The organism is Pseudomonas sp. KnCO4, from assembly GCF_045344305.1.
In the GTDB taxonomy this organism is placed as follows: Bacteria; Pseudomonadota; Gammaproteobacteria; order Pseudomonadales; family Pseudomonadaceae; genus Aquipseudomonas; species Aquipseudomonas anuradhapurensis.
This window is the reverse complement of the sequence record NZ_CP174199.1, coordinates 487,507-502,500: the sequence shown is the minus strand read 5'-3', so window position 1 is coordinate 502,500 and position 14,994 is coordinate 487,507. Positions and strand designations below refer to the sequence as shown.

The window sequence follows — 14,994 nt, the reverse complement described above, 5'->3', positions numbered from 1 at the left end:
CCCCACTCAGCAGGTCCCGAGCCTGCGCCGAGTTCTTCACCAGGCCAGCCCGGTTCAGCACCGCAGCAATCGGCAGGCTTTCCGCCGCAGCTACTTCGACCTCCGGCAGGTCTTCTGGCAACTCGCCATCCTTCATGCGGTTACCTGCTGCACGGTGGGCATTGGCCGCAGCCTCTTCGCCATGGAAGCGCGCCACGATCTCTTCCGCCAGCTTGATCTTGATGTCGCGCGGGTTGGCACCATTGGCGACGTCGGCACGGAACTGCTCGATCTCCTCCATCGAGCGGAAGCTCAGCAGCTCGAAGTAACGCCACATCAAGGTATCCGGGATCGATACCAGCTTGCTGTACATCACCCCCGGTGCTTCCTGGATACCTACGTAGTTGCCCAGCGACTTGGACATCTTCTTCACACCGTCGAGCCCTTCGAGCAACGGCATGGTCACGATGTTCTGCGCTTCCTGGCCATAGGCACGCTGCAACTCGCGCCCCATCAGCAGGTTGAATTTCTGGTCGGTACCACCCAGCTCGACATCGGCCTTCAGCGCCACCGAGTCGTAGCCTTGCACCAGCGGGTACAGGAACTCGTGGATGGCGATCGGCTGGCTGGTGGTGTAGCGCTTGTGGAAGTCGTCACGCTCGAGCATGCGCGCCACGGTGTACTGCGAAGCCAGGCGAATGAAGTCAGCCGGGGTCAGCTTGTCCATCCAGGTGGAGTTGAACGCGACCTCGGTCTTGGCCGGGTCGAGGATCTTGAACACCTGCTGCTTGTAGGTCTCGGCGTTCTCCAGCACCTGCTCGCGCGTCAGCGGCGGGCGGGTGGCACTCTTGCCGCTCGGGTCGCCGATCATGCCGGTGAAGTCACCGATCAGGAAGATGACCTGGTGCCCGAGGTCCTGGAACTGACGCAGCTTGTTGATCAGCACCGTGTGCCCAAGGTGCAGGTCCGGCGCGGTCGGGTCGAAGCCGGCCTTGATGCGCAGAGGCTGGCCGCGCTTGAGCTTCTCCACCAGTTCCGACTCGACCAGTACTTCTTCCGCACCGCGCTTGATAAGCGCCAGCTGCTCTTCAACCGACTTCATAGACAAACCCGCAAGGCTCAGATTCAGGGGGAGCCAACCATACAAGATCGGCCGTCAATTACAAGTTTCGCAAAGGAATGTGACCCGGGCACAGGCTTGCGGCGTCTACGCGCCCTTGCGTGAAAATGGTTTTGGTTATATTTTATACAGTTATTTCATCTTCATCATGTCATTCATCTTTTCCATTTCACCTTTTTCAAAGTCACCGTGCCCATGACCAACGAACCGCCTAAAGCGCCCCCGCTTTATCCGAAAAGCCATCTGTTGGCCGCCAGCGGCATCGCCGCCCTGCTCAGCCTGGCCCTGCTGGTGTTTCCCTCCAGCGAAGTGGAAGCCAAGAAAACCACCCTCAACCTCGAGCTGGAGAGCCCTGCCGAGCAGTTGAAGGACGAATCCCGCGCTGCGCCCCTGGTACAGGCAGAAGGTGAGCAAGGCTCGCCATTCGCCCAGATCGAGGACGCCGCCCCCGAAACCCAGAACGCCAAGCAGGAAGACGCCCCTGCCGCAGAACCGGTCGCCGAAACTGCCAAGGAGCCCGGCCACCGCGAAGTCACTGTGGCCCGCGGCGACACGCTGTCCACCCTGTTCGCCAAGGTCGGCCTGCCGAGCAATGCAGTGCACGACCTGTTGGCCAGCAACAAGCAGGCCAAGCAGTTCAGCCAGCTCAAGCACGGCCAGGTGCTGCAGTTCGAACTCGACAAGGACGGCCAGCTGGCCAGCCTGCACAGCAAGGTCAGCAATCTTGAAACCATTCGCCTGACCAAGACCGACAAGGGCTATACCTTCAATCGCGAGATCAGCAAGCCGGTCGTGCGGACCGCCTATGCCCATGGCGTGATCAAAAGCTCACTGTCGGCTTCGGCACAGCGCGCCGGCCTGTCCCACAGCATGACCATGGACATGGCTCGGGTGCTCGGCTATGACATCGATTTCGCCCAGGACATTCGCCCGGGCGACGAATTCGACGTGGTCTACGAGCAGAAGGTGATGGACGGCAAAGTCGTCGGCACCGGCAATATCCTCTCTGCGCGGTTCACCAACCGCGGCAAGACCTACACCGCCGTGCGCTACACCAACAAGCAGGGCAACACCAGCTACTACACCGCCGACGGCAACAGCCTGCGCAAGGCGTTCATCCGTACCCCGGTGGACTTCGCCCGCATCAGCTCGCGTTTCTCCGCAGGCCGCAAGCACCCGATCCTGAACAAGATCCGCGCGCACAAGGGTGTCGACTACGCCGCCCCTCGCGGTACCCCGATCAAGGCAGCCGGTGATGGCCGCATCGAGCTGGCCGGGCGCCGTGGCGGTTACGGCAACACCGTGATCATCCAGCACGGCAACCGCTACAAGACGCTGTATGGCCACATGCAGGGCTTCGCCAAGGGCATCAAGACCGGCAGCATGGTCAAGCAAGGCCAGATCATCGGCTATATCGGTACCACCGGCCTGTCCACCGGCCCGCACCTGCACTACGAGTTCCAGGTCAACGGTGTGCACGTCGACCCGCTGAGCCAGAAAGTGCCAATGGCCGACCCGATCGCCCGCAACGAGCGCCAGCGCTTCCTGCAGCAGAGCCAGCCCCTGATTGCCCGCATGGATCAGGAAAAGGCCACCCTGCTCGCCGCGAACAAGCGCTGAGCCATGGCGCTCTACCTGGGGGTGATGTCCGGTACCAGCCTCGATGGCCTGGACATTGCCCTGATCGCACAAGGCGAGCAGCCTGAGCTGCTCGCCACCCACTACCTGCCCATGCCCGGCGACCTGCGCCAGGAGCTGCTTGCCTTGTGCAGCAGCGGCGCGGACGAGATCGCGCGCGCCGCCCTGGCGGAAAACCGCTGGGCCACGCTTGCCGGCGAAGGCATCCGCCAGCTGCTGGCCAACCAGGGGCTGCAGGCCGACGCCATCCGCGCCATTGGCAGCCATGGCCAGACCATCCGCCACGAGCCCGCGCGCGGCTTTACCGTACAGATCGGCAACCCGGCGCTGCTGGCCGAGCTTACCGGCATCAGTGTGGTCGCTGATTTCCGCCGCCGCGATGTGGCAGCCGGTGGCCAAGGTGCACCGCTGGTCCCGGCCTTCCACGAGACCCTGTTCAGCCATCTCGGGCAGCGCCTGGCCGTGCTCAACGTCGGCGGTTTCAGCAACCTCAGCCTGATCGAACATGACAAGCCGGTGCATGGCTTCGATTGTGGCCCAGGTAACGTATTGCTGGATGCCTGGATCGAGCGCAAGCGCGGCCAGGCCTATGATGCCGATGGTGCCTGGGCAGCTACCGGCAGGGTACAGGCGGACTTGCTCGACACCCTGCTGGCCGACCCGTTCTTCGCAGGCAGCGGCCCGAAGAGTACAGGCCGCGAAGTGTTCAACCTGGCCTGGCTGGATGGCCACCTCGCTCGCCTCCCCGCTTATCGCGACGAGGATGTGCAGGCGACGCTGCTGGAGCTGACCGCACGCAGCATCATCGACTCGCTGAGCAATGCCCAGCAAGGCACCGAAGCGCTGCTGGTGTGCGGTGGCGGCGCGCGCAACGGCGCCCTGATGACGCGCCTCGGCCAACTGCTACCCGCAGCCCGGGTCGCCAGTACCGGCATCCATGGTGTTGACCCAGACTGGGTCGAGGCCATGGCGTTCGCCTGGCTGGCCCATTGCTGCCTGGAAGGTATCGCCGCCAATCGCCCTAGCGTGACAGCGGCCAAGGGCCTGCGTGTACTGGGTGCGATCTACCCGGCCTGAACACTACGCCACAACGTAAAACGCCGCGCAATTGCGCGGCGTTTTCGTATGAGCAGGGCTCAGATCGAGAAGGACGAGCCGCAACCACAGGTGGTGGTGGCATTCGGGTTCTTGATCACGAAGCGCGAGCCTTCCAGGCCTTCCTGATAGTCCACTTCGGCGCCGACCAGGTACTGGAAGCTCATCGGGTCGACCACCAGGGACACCCCTTCGCGCTCGACGATGGTGTCATCTTCGGCCACGTCTTCATCGAAGGTGAAGCCATACTGGAAGCCCGAGCAACCGCCACCGGTGACGAACACGCGCAGCTTCAGACGATCGTTGCCTTCTTCGGACACCAGGTTCTTCACCTTCTGCGCAGCGCCGTGGGTGAATTCCAAAGCCGTGGGGGTGAAGGTTTCGACGCTCATGTTGATTCTCCCGGCGCGGTAGCCGCCATAAAACTCGATGACGCGCATTATCCGCTTTCCCGAGAAAATCGGTCAAGAATTGTGCGGCTTTAGTCGCGACAAACAAAAAGGCCCGCACGACGCGGGCCTTTCCACCGATGGCGGCTTACGGCAACAGGCCAGCATGGGACAGGCCCATGCGCTCGTCCAGGCCAAACAGGATGTTGAGGTTCTGCACCGCCTGGCCGGATGCGCCCTTGACCAGGTTGTCGATCACCGAAAGCACCACCACCAGGTCGCCGCCCTGTGGACGATGAACGGCAATGCGGCAGACGTTGGCGCCGCGCACACTGCGGGTTTCCGGGTGGCTGCCAGCCGGCATCACGTCGACGAACGGCTCGTCGGCATAGCGTTTCTCGAACAGCGCCTGCAAGTCGACCGAAGTGTCGGCAACGGTTGCGTACAGGGTAGCGTGGATGCCACGGATCATCGGCGTCAGGTGCGGCACGAAGGTCAGGCCGATGTCTTTGCCAGCCGCCAGGCGCAGGCCTTGGCTGATTTCCGGGAGGTGGCGATGGCCCTTGACCGCATAGGCCTTCATGCTCTCGCCGGCTTCGCAGAACAGCGAGCCCACCGCCGCACCACGGCCAGCACCGCTGACCCCGGACTTGCAGTCGGCGATCAGGCGCGACGGGTCGGCCAGGCCGGCCTCCAGCAGTGGCAGGAAGCCCAGCTGGGTGGCAGTCGGGTAGCAACCCGGCACGGCGATCAGGCGCGCCTGGCGGATCTTCTCACGGTTGACTTCAGGCAGGCCGTAAACCGCGTCCTTGAGCAGCTCCGGTGCGCCGTGCGGCTGGCCGTACCACTTGCCCCACTCGGCGGCGTCCTGCAAACGGAAGTCGGCCGACAGGTCGATCACCTTGGTACCGGCCGCCAGCAGTTCACCGGCCAGGGCATGGGCGACGCCGTGCGGTGTGGCGAAGAACACCACGTCACAGGCCGCCAGGGTCTTGCTGTCCGGCACGCTGAACGCCAGCCCGTCATAATGGCCGCGCAGGTTCGGGTACATGTCCGCCACCGCCACGCCCGCCTCGGAGCGCGAAGTGATGACCGCCACTTCGGCCTGTGGATGCTGTGCCAGCAGACGCAACAGTTCGACGCCGGTGTAACCCGTGCCGCCGACGATACCGACCTTGATCATAACGCTTGCCCCTTATCAACGAGCCGTCTGGAAAGCGCACGATAATAGGGGCGCAAGGCGCCTGTAACAACTCTTCGGATGACCCTTCGGGCGCTTGACCACTACTATCTGACGACCGTGAATACCTGAAGGAACTCCCCCATGCTTTACCTATGGATCAAAGCGCTGCACATCGTCAGCGTGGTCTGCTGGTTCGCCGGCCTGTTCTACCTGCCGCGGCTGTTCGTCTACCATGCCCAGAGCCAGGACAGCATCAGCCAGGAGCGCTTCGTGACCATGGAACGCAAGCTGTTCCGCGGCATCATGAACCCGGCGATGATCGCCACCTACGTGTTCGGCGGATGGATGCTGTACCTCACCCCGGGCTGGCTCAGCCAGGGCTGGCTGCATGCCAAGCTGACCCTGGTCATCCTGCTGACCGTCTACCATCACATGTGCGGCGCCCAGCGCAAACGCTTCGCCAGCGGCAGCAATACCCGCAGCCACGTCTACTATCGCTGGTTCAACGAAGTGCCCGTGCTGTTCCTGCTGGGCATCGTGATCCTGGTGGTGGTCAAGCCGTTCTGACACCGCCCGCCGCTCAAGGAGCTTCGCCATGGCGCTACCCGCCTCGCTCGAACAACGCCTGCGCCTGCCAGTGGTTGCCGCACCGATGTTCCTCATCTCCAACCCCAGGCTGGTGCTGGCGTGCTGCGCCGCTGGCATAGTCGGCAGCTTCCCGGCCCTGAACCAGCGCGACAGCGCCGGTTTCAAGGCCTGGCTGGAGGAGATCGAGAACGGCCTGGGGCAACTGCCGGCGCCAGCCCCGTATGCCGTGAACCTGATCGTTCATTCGACCAACCCGCGCTTGCAGGCCGACCTGGCGTTGTGCGTGAAACACCGCGTGCCGATCGTCATTACCAGCCTGGGCGCGGTGAAGGAAGTGGTCGATGCCGTGCACGGCTACGGCGGCCTGGTATTCCACGATGTCACCACCCGCCGCCATGCCGAAAAGGCCGCCGAGGCCGGAGTCGATGGGCTGATCGCGGTGGCCGCAGGCGCAGGCGGCCATGCCGGCACCTGGAGCCCGTTCGCCCTGGTCGCGGAAATTCGCCAGTTCTTCGACAAGACCTTGCTGCTGGCCGGCTGCCTCAACCATGGCCACGAGATCCTGGCGGCACAGATGCTCGGCGCTGACCTGGCCTACATGGGCACCCGCTTCATCGCCACGGCCGAAAGCCAGGCCCAGGATGCCTACAAGCAGATGCTGCTCGATGCCCATGCCGCCGACATCATCCACACTCCGGCAGTGTCCGGCGTGCCTGCCAGCTTTCTGCGCGCGAGCCTGGAGCAGGCTGGCTACGACCTGGACGCACTCAAGCGCGGCCACGAACACGGCAAGCTCAAGCCGCTACACGACGAAGCCAAGGCCTGGAAGACCGTGTGGTCGGCGGGCCAGGGTGTCGGCGGTATCGACGACCTGCCGGATGCCGGTGCACTGGTCGAACGGCTCTACAACGAATACCGGGATGCCGTGCAGCGCTGTCAGGCCCTGGGCCATCGCGGCTCGTAGCAAAAGGCAACACCTGGCCCGGCCAAGCTGTACACTAGGCGCCTCTTCAGCCCCCAGGAGCCTTGCATGACCCGTTACGCCATGATCACTGGTGCTTCCAGCGGCCTGGGCCTGGCCCTGGCGGAAGCGCTGGCACGGCGCGGGCGCAACCTGATCCTGGTGGCACGCCAGCGTGAAACGCTGGAACCAGTGGCCATCGAGCTTACCCAGCGCTTTGGCGTGGAAGTGCTGTTCCGCGCCTGCGACCTCAGCCAGCCTCTGCGCCTGTCGGGCTTTGTGCTGGAACTGGAAGAAGGCGAGCGACGTATCGACCTGCTGGTCAATTGTGCCGGCCTGCGAACCTACGGCCCATTCCTGGCTCATGAATGGGCCGACGAGCAGGACCTGCTGGAAGTCAACGTGTTGGCGCTGAGCCGCCTGTGCCACGCCATCGGCAACCTGATGGCGGTACAGGGCGGCGGGCAGATCCTCAACGTCGCCGGCCTGGCCGGCGTGGCGCCGGGCCCGTGGATGGCCGCCTATGCCGCCAGCAAGGCCTATGTATTGAGCTTCTCGCAGGCCCTGCGCGAAGAACTCAAGCGTACCGGTATCAAGGTGTCGGTGCTGTGCCCGGGCCCGGTGCGCTCTGCGCGTCGGCGCATCCCACGGCTCGATGGCAAGCCACGCTGCCTCAGCCCGGAGGAAGTGGCGCTGTACACCGTGCGCGCGCTCGATAAGAACCGCGCGTTGATCATGCCCGGCCGACGCAACCGCTGGCTGGCGTTCGCCCCGCGCCTGCTGCCCCGCTGGCTGGTGCGCAAGCTGGCCGGGGTGATCCATCGCCGCTACTGCCCGCTCGGCATGGAATAGCCACTGGGCGAGTGGCGCCCGGCTGAGTACACTCGGCCCGACCCTCACCATGGAGCAAGTGCTGTGGACGATTTATTCATCAAGATCATCAACCGGGAAATCCCGGCGAAGATCATCTACGAGGACGACCAGGTTCTGGCGTTCCACGATATCGCCCCTCAGGCGCCCGTGCATTTTCTGGTCATCCCGAAAAAGCACATCCGCACCCTCAATGACCTGACCGAAGAGGACAAGGGCCTGGCCGGCCACATCCTGTTCACCGCCCAGCGCCTGGCCAGGGAGCTTGGCTGCGAGGACGGCTTCCGCGTGGTCATGAACTGCAACGAGCAAGGCGGCCAGACCGTCTACCACATCCACATGCACGTGCTTGGCCAGCGCCAGATGCACTGGCCACCGGGCTGATCCACGGCAAGCCACCCTGCCACTATTGCGGTAAACTGTCGGGCACATTCTTGCGGAGGTGCCCGATGGCTACCGAACGTCACTACTCGCCGCTCGACCGCTTGTTGCTGCAGGCCGATACCGCCATGCGCACCTTGCTGCCCTTCAGCGGCCAACCCGCCCGCCCCTCGCCGGCTATCGTGCAGCCGGACATCGACCTGGACGAGCAGCAGGCCCGCCACGTTGCCGGGCTGATGCGCATCAACCACACCGGTGAAGTCTGTGCCCAGGCGCTGTATCAGGGCCAAGCCCTGACCGCCAAGCTGCCCGAAGTGCGCAAGGCCATGGAGCACGCCGCCGAGGAAGAAGTGGACCACCTGGCCTGGTGCGAACAGCGTATCCGCCAGCTGAACAGCCACCCCAGCGTGCTCAACCCACTGTTCTACGGCATGTCGTTCGGTATCGGCGCACTCGCCGGGCTGGTCAGCGACAAGGTCAGCCTGGGCTTCGTCGCTGCCACCGAGCACCAGGTGTGCAAGCACCTCGACGAACACCTGGAACAGCTCCCGCAGGAAGACGAAAAGTCCCGGGCCATCCTCGAACAGATGCGTATCGATGAGGAACAGCACGCCGACTCCGCACTGGCCGCCGGTGGCTATCGCTTCCCCGCCCCGGTCCGCTTTGGCATGAGCCTGTTGGCCAAGGTCATGACCAAGAGCACCTACCGTATCTGAAGGCATTACCATGACGGATCGTTTCGACGCCAAGGACCTGGCGCGCGCCGTGCACGCCGGCATTCTCCAGCCTGGCCAGGACCAGGCCCTCGTGGCCTTCCTGCGCCAGCAGTCGGCACCACGCGGCAGTTTCCAGCTGGCTCACGTCGCCTTCTACTTCGGCGCCATGCTGATCATGGCGGCCATGGGCTGGCTGCTCACCGAAGCCTGGATGAGCATTGGCGACTGGGCACTGCTGGCCATCGCCAGCCTTTATATCCTGTTGCTCACGTTGTTCGCCGTTAACCTGCAACATCGCGCCCAAGCGGTCGCTGCCGGGGTGCTGGCGGCGGTCGCGGTCAGCATCGTGCCGCTGGCGGTCTTCGCCGTCGAACGCCTGGCCGGCTGGTGGCCACTGGATGATGTGCAGGCCGACTATCACCAGTACTACACCTATGTGCAGGGCGGCTGGCTGGCAATGGAAGCGGCAACGGTAGTCGCCGGGCTGCTGATGCTGAGGCTGATCCCCTACCCGTTCATCGTCATGCCGGTTGCCGTGGCCCTGTGGTTCATGTCGATGGACCTGAGCGAATGGTTCTTCGGCTCGCCGTTCAGCTGGGAGCAACGCCGCGAAGTGTCGTTGTGGTTCGGGCTGGGCTTGCTGGCTGTATTCATCGTGGTCGACGGTCGCACACGCGAGGACTACGCGCATTGGGGCTATCTGGCCGGGCTGGCGGCGTTCTGGGGCGGGATGACGCTGATGGACAGCGGCAGCGAGCTGGGCAAGGCCATGTACTGCCTGGTCAATATCGCGCTCATGGGCATGGCGGTACTGCTGCGCCGGCCGGTGTTCATGGTATTTGGCGCATTAGGGGTAGCGGCTTACCTCGGCTACCTGTCGTATGAGGTGTTTGCCGAGTCACTCCTGTTCCCGGTGGTGGTCACCTTGATCGGGCTCGGGGTGATCGGGCTGGGCCTGGCTTACCAGAAACGGCGGGAGCAACTGAGCCAGGTGATGCGGGGTTGGCTGCCTGAATGGGTGCGGGCTGCATTGCCTGCGCTTCGCAGCTGATAGTGTTGGCGCCGCTTGGCGCCCCATCGCCGGCAAGCCAGCTCCCGCAGGTGCTGCGCGGGCCTTGAGCCTGCCGTATTTTTGCGAGCAGGCCTGTCGGCGATGGGCTGCGCAGCAGCCCCAGGAACCGTGGCTTCAACCCAGCTCTACGATTTCATAGCCGTGGCTGATCTCGACCCCGGCACGCTCCAGCATGATCGAAGCCGAGCAGTACTTCTCTGCCGACAGCTCCACCGCACGCTTGACCTGCGCCTCTTTCAGCCCGCGCCCTTTCACTACGAAGTTCATATGAATCTTGGTGAACACCTTCGGGTCTTCGCCTGCACGCTCGGCCTCGAGGAACGCCTCGCAGCTTTCCACCGCCTGCCGCGACTTTTTCAGAATGCTCACCACGTCGAAGCTGCTGCAGCCACCCAGGCCCAGCAACAGCATCTCCATCGGTCGCACACCCAGGTTGCGGCCGCCGGCCTCGGGCGGGCCGTCCATCACGACGACGTGGCCGCTCCCCGATTCGCCGAGGAACATTGCCTCACCGGCCCACTGGATACGTGCCTTCATCTACCCGGACTCCTGATTTTGGGAAAAGGGTGTCAGCTTAGACCTTGTATGGCTGTGGGAAAAGTACGTGTCCTGTCGGTTTATTACCGAAACATTCTGTAGTGTCTGATAAGCTGGCGCCAATTGACTGGCGCCTGTCGCCAGCTGCCCTTTGAAAAAGCCAATGCGTCGCATCGAACAGGATTTCGTGATGGTTGCCTCTGCCTTACCCGCCAAGATAAAGAACATCGACAGACTGCTGGTGCACTGCCAGCGCCGCCGCTATCCCGCCAAGAGCAACATCATCTGCGCCGGCGACCGCGCTGAAACACTGTCATTCATCATCAAAGGCTCGGTGACCATCCTCATCGAGGACGACGAAGGCCATGAAATGATCATCGCCTACCTGAATAGCGGCGATTTCTTTGGCGAACTGGGCCTGTTCGAACCCGCCAATAGCGAGCAGCACCGCAGTGCCTGGGTGCGCGCGAAAAGCGAATGCGAAGTGGCCGAAATCAGTTACGAGAAATTTCGCGAACTGGCACGCCAGGACCCGGAGATTCTCTACGCGCTGGGCAGCCAGATGGCCCAGCGCCTGCGCAACACCACCCGCAAGGTCGGCGACCTGGCGTTCTTCGACGTCACCGGGCGGGTTGCCCGTTGCCTGCTCGACCTGTGCAAGCAACCTGACGCCATGACCCACCCCGACGGCATGCAGATAAAGATCACCCGCCAGGAGATCGGCCGCATCGTCGGCTGCTCGCGGGAAATGGTCGGCCGCGTCCTCAAGGACCTGGAAGAACGCAGCCTGGTGCAGGTCAAAGGCAAGACCATGGTGGTCTACGGCACACGCTAATCGCTGGGCAGGTCCGCCAGCACCTTGGCATAGGCCTGCGACAGGCGCTCGAACCAGGGCGCCTCGGGCGCCACTTCATGCAACGCGATGTGTGCCTCGGCACGGCAGCGCTGATCCAGTTCGCAGCACTCGTTGAAGCGGTTCACCGCTGCCACCATCGACTCGCGCTCGTTGTCCAGCAGCAGCGCACCATGCACCAGCACCACCGGGCGCTTGCCGCCCAGGCCCTGGCGCCAGCGTTGTGCGGTGCCCACCAGTTTGCGGCCATTGAGGTTGACGTTGTAGCGGCCGTCGCAGAAGGCCCCGTCGATCTCCCCCACCGAGGCCACGCCGCCCCACTCGCGCAGCACGTCGCATAGCGGCAGGCACAGGCGCTCGTATGCGTTTTCGATACGGCCATGGTCACCTTCGCTGCGTGGGGCGACATAGACCAGTGCAACGTTTACCGTCGCATGCGACTGCGGCACGGGCTCGCCGCCGGTTTCGCGCAGCAGCACCGGCCAGCCGGCAATCGCCAGCTCCGCACAGGCGGCTTCGAAATTGTCCAGGCGGCTCATGCGCCGCGGCATGACCAGGGCGTGGTCGGTAGGGCGCCAGAACAGTACGCCACTGTCGCGCTCGCCGCGGCACACGGCGGCCAACAGCTCCTGTTCGGCGTGCAGGCCTTGTTCGACGGTCAGGGCCAGGGGTTGATCGGTCATTGATCCACCTTTGATGTTGTTTTCCAGGGCCTCTTCGGGGCGGCTCGACACGCCCGCGAAGAGCCCATTGCAGGCATACAAAAAAGCCGGCATTGACGCCGGCTTGGTTTCGATCAGTCCAGTTGCTGAACAGTCTTCTTCACTTGTTCCGGGAAGAACAACCGCTGCAGCTCCAGCCCAGGCTGTTCGGCACGCATGAACGCCTCACCGACCAGGAACGAATAGACCTCGTTGATTTCCATCAGCTCCACATCGGCGCGGTTCAGGATACCGCTCTCGGTAACAGCCAGGCGATCACGCGGAATGCGCGGCAGCAGGTCAAGGGTGGTTTCCAGGCTGACCTCAAAGGTGTGCAGGTTGCGGTTGTTGACCCCCACCAGCGGTGTATCCAGGGTTTTCAGCGCACGCTCCAGCTCATCGCCGTCGTGCACTTCCACCAACACATCAAGGCCGACATCTTTCGCCGTGGCCGCCAGCTCGGCCATCTTCACGTCATCCAGTGCCGCCACGATCAGCAGCACGCAGTCTGCGCCCAAGGCCCGGGCTTCGACGATCTGGTACGGGTCGACCATGAAATCCTTGCGGATCACCGGCAGCGAAACTGCCGCGCGGGCCTGCTGCAGATATTCATCGGCACCCTGGAAAAAATCCACATCGGTCAGCACCGACAGGCAGGTCGCCCCGCCTTTCTCGTAGCTGATGGCGATTTCCGCCGGCACGAAATGCTCGCGGATCACACCCTTGCTCGGCGAGGCCTTCTTGATTTCGGCAATCACAGCCGGCTGCTTGCGCCCGGCCTGCTCGATCAAGGCCTTGGCAAAGCCACGCGGGGCGTCGGCAACCTTGGCCAGCGCTTCCAGTTCGGCCAGACCGACGCGCGCACTGCGCTCGGCCACTTCCTGGAACTTGCGGGCAATGATCTTTTCCAGCACCGTCGGCACACTCATGCTTCGTTCTCCACCTTGAATACTGCAGTAAAGGCACCCAGTTCCTGCAGCTTCTCCCAGGCCAGCCCGGTGTGCAGTACGTCGTGGGCCAGTTCCACACCGGCTTTCAGGCTCATGGCATGGTCAGCGGCATACAGCGCTGCGCCAGCATTGAGCACGATCATCTCGGCGGCCTTCTGGCCGTTCTCGGTCTTGCGCCGCCCCAGCGCGTCACGGATCAACTCCAGCGACGCCTGCGGGTTCTCGACCGCCAGGCCATGCAGGCTCTGGCTCTTCATGCCAAGGTCTTCCGGCTCGACCCAGTACTCAGTGATCTCGCCATTTTTCAGTTCGGCAACGAAGGTGGGCGCGGCCAGGCTGAACTCGTCCAGGCCGTCCTTGGAGTGCACGACCAATACATGCTTGCTGCCCAGGCGCTGCAGCACCTCGGCCAATGGCCGGCACAGGGCCTGGGTGAACACCCCCACGACCTGGTGCTTCACTCCGGCCGGATTCGTAAGCGGGCCGAGCATGTTGAACAGGGTACGCAGCCCCAGGTCGCGACGCGGGCCAGCGGCATGCTTCATGGCACTGTGGTGGCTTTGTGCAAACATGAAGCCGATGCCCAGGCTGTCGATGCAGCGAGCCACCTGGATGGGTGTGAGGTTCAGATAGATGCCTGCCGCTTCCAGCAGGTCGGCACTGCCGCTCTTGCCCGATACCGCGCGGTTGCCATGCTTGGCCACGGTGCAACCCGCCGCCGCCAGAACGAACGACGAGGCAGTGGAGACGTTGAAGATGTTGGCGCCATCGCCGCCGGTGCCGACGATATCGACCACGCCATCGAGGCTTTGCAGCTCGACCTTGTCGGCCAGTTCACGCATCACCGATACCGCACCGACGATTTCGTCGATGCTTTCGCTTTTCATGCGCATGCCCATCAGGAAGGCACCGATCTGCGCTTCGCTGCACTGGCCAGTCATGATCTGGCGCATGACGTCGCGCATTTCTTCGGTGGAAAGGTCCAGGTGGCCGACGATACGGCTTAACGCGCTCTTGATATCCATGGTCGATCCTTAGCGGCGGCCGCCGGTCTGCTTGAGGAAGTTGGCGAACAGCTCGTGGCCCTGTTCGGTAAGGATCGATTCAGGGTGGAACTGCACCCCTTCGATATTCAAGGTCTTGTGGCGCAGGCCCATGATTTCGTCGACCGAACCATCAGCGTGGGCGGTCCAGGCCGTCACTTCGAGGCACTCGGGCAGGGTTTCGCGCTTGACCACCAGGGAGTGGTAGCGGGTCACGGTCAGCGGGTTGTTGAGGCCGGCGAACACGCCAAGGTCACGGTGGTGGACCGGGCTGGTCTTGCCATGCATCACCTGGCGCGCACGCACCACGTCACCGCCAAACGCCTGGCCGATCGACTGGTGGCCCAGGCATACCCCGAGAATCGGCAGCTTGCCGGCAAAGTGCAGGATGGCCTCGATCGACACACCCGCCTCGCTCGGCGTGCATGGCCCAGGGGAAACGACAATGCGTTCGGGGTTCAGGGCTTCGATCTGGGCGATGGTCATTTCGTCGTTGCGAATGACCTTGACCTCGGCACCCAGCTCGCCAAGGTATTGAACAACGTTGTAAGTGAATGAGTCGTAATTGTCGATCATCAGTAACATCGGGTTAAACCTCTTGAATCTACTGACTTCAGAATTCGAACCTTCCTGCGCCAGCCAACAGGCGCAGCTTTGCCACAAGGGGCGGTAGACGGGAAGGCAAACGGGGACGGGCCGGGCGGGCCGGCAGGAGATAAAGTCAGGCGCGCCAACGCCAACGGGCGTGGGCCTTGATTACGCGCATCAAGAGTTTGCTGACGATCAACACAGGATAGGTCTCGCTCATACGTCACGGCACAGTAGCCTACCGGGGCGACGGGCGCAATATGCCCGTAAACACGGGGAAACGAATGGACTTGGGAGGGATGCCCTGCGATTTGCTAAGGTCGATCGGGT

17 protein-coding genes (1 of these 17 only partly in view) are annotated in these 14,994 nt (G+C 63.4%); 9 read left to right on the top strand and 8 right to left on the bottom strand.

What is annotated here, in order from left to right:
- On the bottom strand, positions 1 to 1,081 hold the 5' portion of the coding sequence (gene tyrS / locus ACJA3S_RS02235) for a tyrosine--tRNA ligase (RefSeq protein ID WP_170027982.1). It extends 119 nt beyond the left edge of the window; 1,081 of the gene's 1,200 nt are visible here — the first part of the coding sequence; the start codon lies at positions 1,079 to 1,081; its stop codon lies off the left edge, out of view.
- Positions 1,082 to 1,294: 213 nt separating this feature from the next.
- Between tyrS and ACJA3S_RS02230 the strand changes: the two genes are divergently transcribed.
- A complete protein-coding gene (locus ACJA3S_RS02230) occupies positions 1,295 to 2,719 on the top strand; it encodes a peptidoglycan DD-metalloendopeptidase family protein (protein ID WP_186690112.1) in 1,425 nt (474 codons plus the stop codon).
- Between the two features lie 3 nt (positions 2,720 to 2,722).
- A complete protein-coding gene (locus tag ACJA3S_RS02225) occupies positions 2,723 to 3,814 on the top strand; it encodes an anhydro-N-acetylmuramic acid kinase (protein WP_406820723.1) in 1,092 nt (363 codons plus the stop codon).
- A gap of 59 nt (positions 3,815 to 3,873) precedes the next feature.
- On the opposite strand, the gene erpA is transcribed toward ACJA3S_RS02225, so the two are convergent.
- Together erpA and argC are read right to left on the bottom strand one after the other, a co-directional pair.
- Positions 3,874 to 4,224 carry an iron-sulfur cluster insertion protein ErpA gene (gene erpA, locus ACJA3S_RS02220; protein WP_406820722.1) on the bottom strand — a complete coding sequence of 117 codons (351 nt, stop codon included), beginning with the start codon at positions 4,222 to 4,224 and terminating at the stop codon, positions 3,874 to 3,876.
- A gap of 145 nt (positions 4,225 to 4,369) precedes the next feature.
- Positions 4,370 to 5,404, bottom strand: a complete 1,035-nt coding sequence (gene argC / locus ACJA3S_RS02215; RefSeq protein ID WP_025337480.1) for an N-acetyl-gamma-glutamyl-phosphate reductase — start codon at positions 5,402 to 5,404, stop codon at positions 4,370 to 4,372.
- Between the two features lie 141 nt (positions 5,405 to 5,545).
- Here argC and hemJ point away from each other — a divergent pair, with 141 nt between their 5' ends.
- The 6 genes from hemJ to ACJA3S_RS02185 all read left to right on the top strand — a co-directional run bounded on the left by hemJ (position 5,546) and on the right by ACJA3S_RS02185 (position 9,971).
- Complete coding sequence (gene hemJ / locus ACJA3S_RS02210; protein WP_186690116.1) at positions 5,546 to 5,971, top strand: protoporphyrinogen oxidase HemJ; 426 nt, start codon at positions 5,546 to 5,548, stop codon at positions 5,969 to 5,971.
- 28 nt (positions 5,972 to 5,999) lie between these two features.
- On the top strand, positions 6,000 to 6,956 hold the full coding sequence (locus ACJA3S_RS02205; protein ID WP_406820721.1) for an NAD(P)H-dependent flavin oxidoreductase: 957 nt from the start codon (positions 6,000 to 6,002) through the stop codon (positions 6,954 to 6,956).
- Between the two features lie 66 nt (positions 6,957 to 7,022).
- Positions 7,023 to 7,805 (top strand): SDR family oxidoreductase, encoded by a 783-nt coding sequence (locus tag ACJA3S_RS02200; protein ID WP_170027976.1) that lies wholly within the window; start codon positions 7,023 to 7,025, stop codon positions 7,803 to 7,805.
- Between the two features lie 63 nt (positions 7,806 to 7,868).
- Positions 7,869 to 8,207, top strand: a complete 339-nt coding sequence (locus tag ACJA3S_RS02195) for a histidine triad nucleotide-binding protein (RefSeq protein ID WP_225780157.1) — start codon at positions 7,869 to 7,871, stop codon at positions 8,205 to 8,207.
- A 65-nt stretch (positions 8,208 to 8,272) separates the two neighbouring features.
- Positions 8,273 to 8,920 (top strand): 2-polyprenyl-3-methyl-6-methoxy-1,4-benzoquinone monooxygenase, encoded by a 648-nt coding sequence (gene coq7, locus ACJA3S_RS02190; protein WP_406820720.1) that lies wholly within the window; start codon positions 8,273 to 8,275, stop codon positions 8,918 to 8,920.
- A gap of 10 nt (positions 8,921 to 8,930) precedes the next feature.
- On the top strand, positions 8,931 to 9,971 hold the full coding sequence (locus tag ACJA3S_RS02185; RefSeq protein ID WP_406820719.1) for a DUF2157 domain-containing protein: 1,041 nt from the start codon (positions 8,931 to 8,933) through the stop codon (positions 9,969 to 9,971).
- A 135-nt stretch (positions 9,972 to 10,106) separates the two neighbouring features.
- On the opposite strand, the gene ACJA3S_RS02180 is transcribed toward ACJA3S_RS02185, so the two are convergent.
- Positions 10,107 to 10,529 carry an OsmC family protein gene (locus tag ACJA3S_RS02180; protein WP_170027973.1) on the bottom strand — a complete coding sequence of 141 codons (423 nt, stop codon included), beginning with the start codon at positions 10,527 to 10,529 and terminating at the stop codon, positions 10,107 to 10,109.
- A 190-nt stretch (positions 10,530 to 10,719) separates the two neighbouring features.
- On the opposite strand from ACJA3S_RS02180, the gene crp reads away from it, so the two are divergent.
- On the top strand, positions 10,720 to 11,364 hold the full coding sequence (gene crp, locus ACJA3S_RS02175; protein ID WP_170027972.1) for a cAMP-activated global transcriptional regulator CRP: 645 nt from the start codon (positions 10,720 to 10,722) through the stop codon (positions 11,362 to 11,364).
- Here crp and ACJA3S_RS02170 read toward each other — a convergent pair.
- The 4 genes from ACJA3S_RS02170 to ACJA3S_RS02155 all read right to left on the bottom strand — a co-directional run bounded on the left by ACJA3S_RS02170 (position 11,361) and on the right by ACJA3S_RS02155 (position 14,661).
- On the bottom strand, positions 11,361 to 12,065 hold the full coding sequence (locus ACJA3S_RS02170; protein WP_406820718.1) for a biotin/lipoate A/B protein ligase family protein: 705 nt from the start codon (positions 12,063 to 12,065) through the stop codon (positions 11,361 to 11,363). The two genes, crp and ACJA3S_RS02170, sit on opposite strands and share 4 nt — an antisense overlap.
- 113 nt (positions 12,066 to 12,178) lie before the next feature.
- Positions 12,179 to 13,012, bottom strand: coding sequence for an indole-3-glycerol phosphate synthase TrpC (trpC, locus tag ACJA3S_RS02165; RefSeq protein WP_406820717.1), 834 nt, complete (start codon positions 13,010 to 13,012; stop codon positions 12,179 to 12,181).
- Positions 13,009 to 14,058 (bottom strand): anthranilate phosphoribosyltransferase, encoded by a 1,050-nt coding sequence (gene trpD, locus ACJA3S_RS02160; protein ID WP_406820716.1) that lies wholly within the window; start codon positions 14,056 to 14,058, stop codon positions 13,009 to 13,011. Before trpD ends, trpC begins: the two co-directional genes overlap by 4 nt.
- Positions 14,059 to 14,067: 9 nt before the next feature.
- Positions 14,068 to 14,661: an aminodeoxychorismate/anthranilate synthase component II gene (locus ACJA3S_RS02155; protein ID WP_003259809.1), complete on the bottom strand. Its 594-nt coding sequence runs from the start codon at positions 14,659 to 14,661 to the stop codon at positions 14,068 to 14,070.
- Between the last annotated feature and the right edge of the window lie 333 nt (positions 14,662 to 14,994).

Coding starts and splice junctions, on each gene's coding strand:
- erpA (WP_406820722.1), bottom strand. CDS start 4,224: ATGAGCGTCGAAACCTTCACCCCCACGGCTTTGGAATTCACCCACGGC.
- ACJA3S_RS02200 (WP_170027976.1), top strand. CDS start 7,023: ATGACCCGTTACGCCATGATCACTGGTGCTTCCAGCGGCCTGGGCCTG.
- ACJA3S_RS02225 (WP_406820723.1), top strand. CDS start 2,723: ATGGCGCTCTACCTGGGGGTGATGTCCGGTACCAGCCTCGATGGCCTG.
- trpC (WP_406820717.1), bottom strand. CDS start 13,012: ATGAGTGTGCCGACGGTGCTGGAAAAGATCATTGCCCGCAAGTTCCAG.
- trpD (WP_406820716.1), bottom strand. CDS start 14,058: ATGGATATCAAGAGCGCGTTAAGCCGTATCGTCGGCCACCTGGACCTT.
- hemJ (WP_186690116.1), top strand. CDS start 5,546: ATGCTTTACCTATGGATCAAAGCGCTGCACATCGTCAGCGTGGTCTGC.
- coq7 (WP_406820720.1), top strand. CDS start 8,273: ATGGCTACCGAACGTCACTACTCGCCGCTCGACCGCTTGTTGCTGCAG.
- ACJA3S_RS02180 (WP_170027973.1), bottom strand. CDS start 10,529: ATGAAGGCACGTATCCAGTGGGCCGGTGAGGCAATGTTCCTCGGCGAA.
- ACJA3S_RS02205 (WP_406820721.1), top strand. CDS start 6,000: ATGGCGCTACCCGCCTCGCTCGAACAACGCCTGCGCCTGCCAGTGGTT.
- ACJA3S_RS02155 (WP_003259809.1), bottom strand. CDS start 14,661: ATGTTACTGATGATCGACAATTACGACTCATTCACTTACAACGTTGTT.
- ACJA3S_RS02230 (WP_186690112.1), top strand. CDS start 1,295: ATGACCAACGAACCGCCTAAAGCGCCCCCGCTTTATCCGAAAAGCCAT.
- argC (WP_025337480.1), bottom strand. CDS start 5,404: ATGATCAAGGTCGGTATCGTCGGCGGCACGGGTTACACCGGCGTCGAA.
- crp (WP_170027972.1), top strand. CDS start 10,720: ATGGTTGCCTCTGCCTTACCCGCCAAGATAAAGAACATCGACAGACTG.
- ACJA3S_RS02170 (WP_406820718.1), bottom strand. CDS start 12,065: ATGACCGATCAACCCCTGGCCCTGACCGTCGAACAAGGCCTGCACGCC.
- ACJA3S_RS02185 (WP_406820719.1), top strand. CDS start 8,931: ATGACGGATCGTTTCGACGCCAAGGACCTGGCGCGCGCCGTGCACGCC.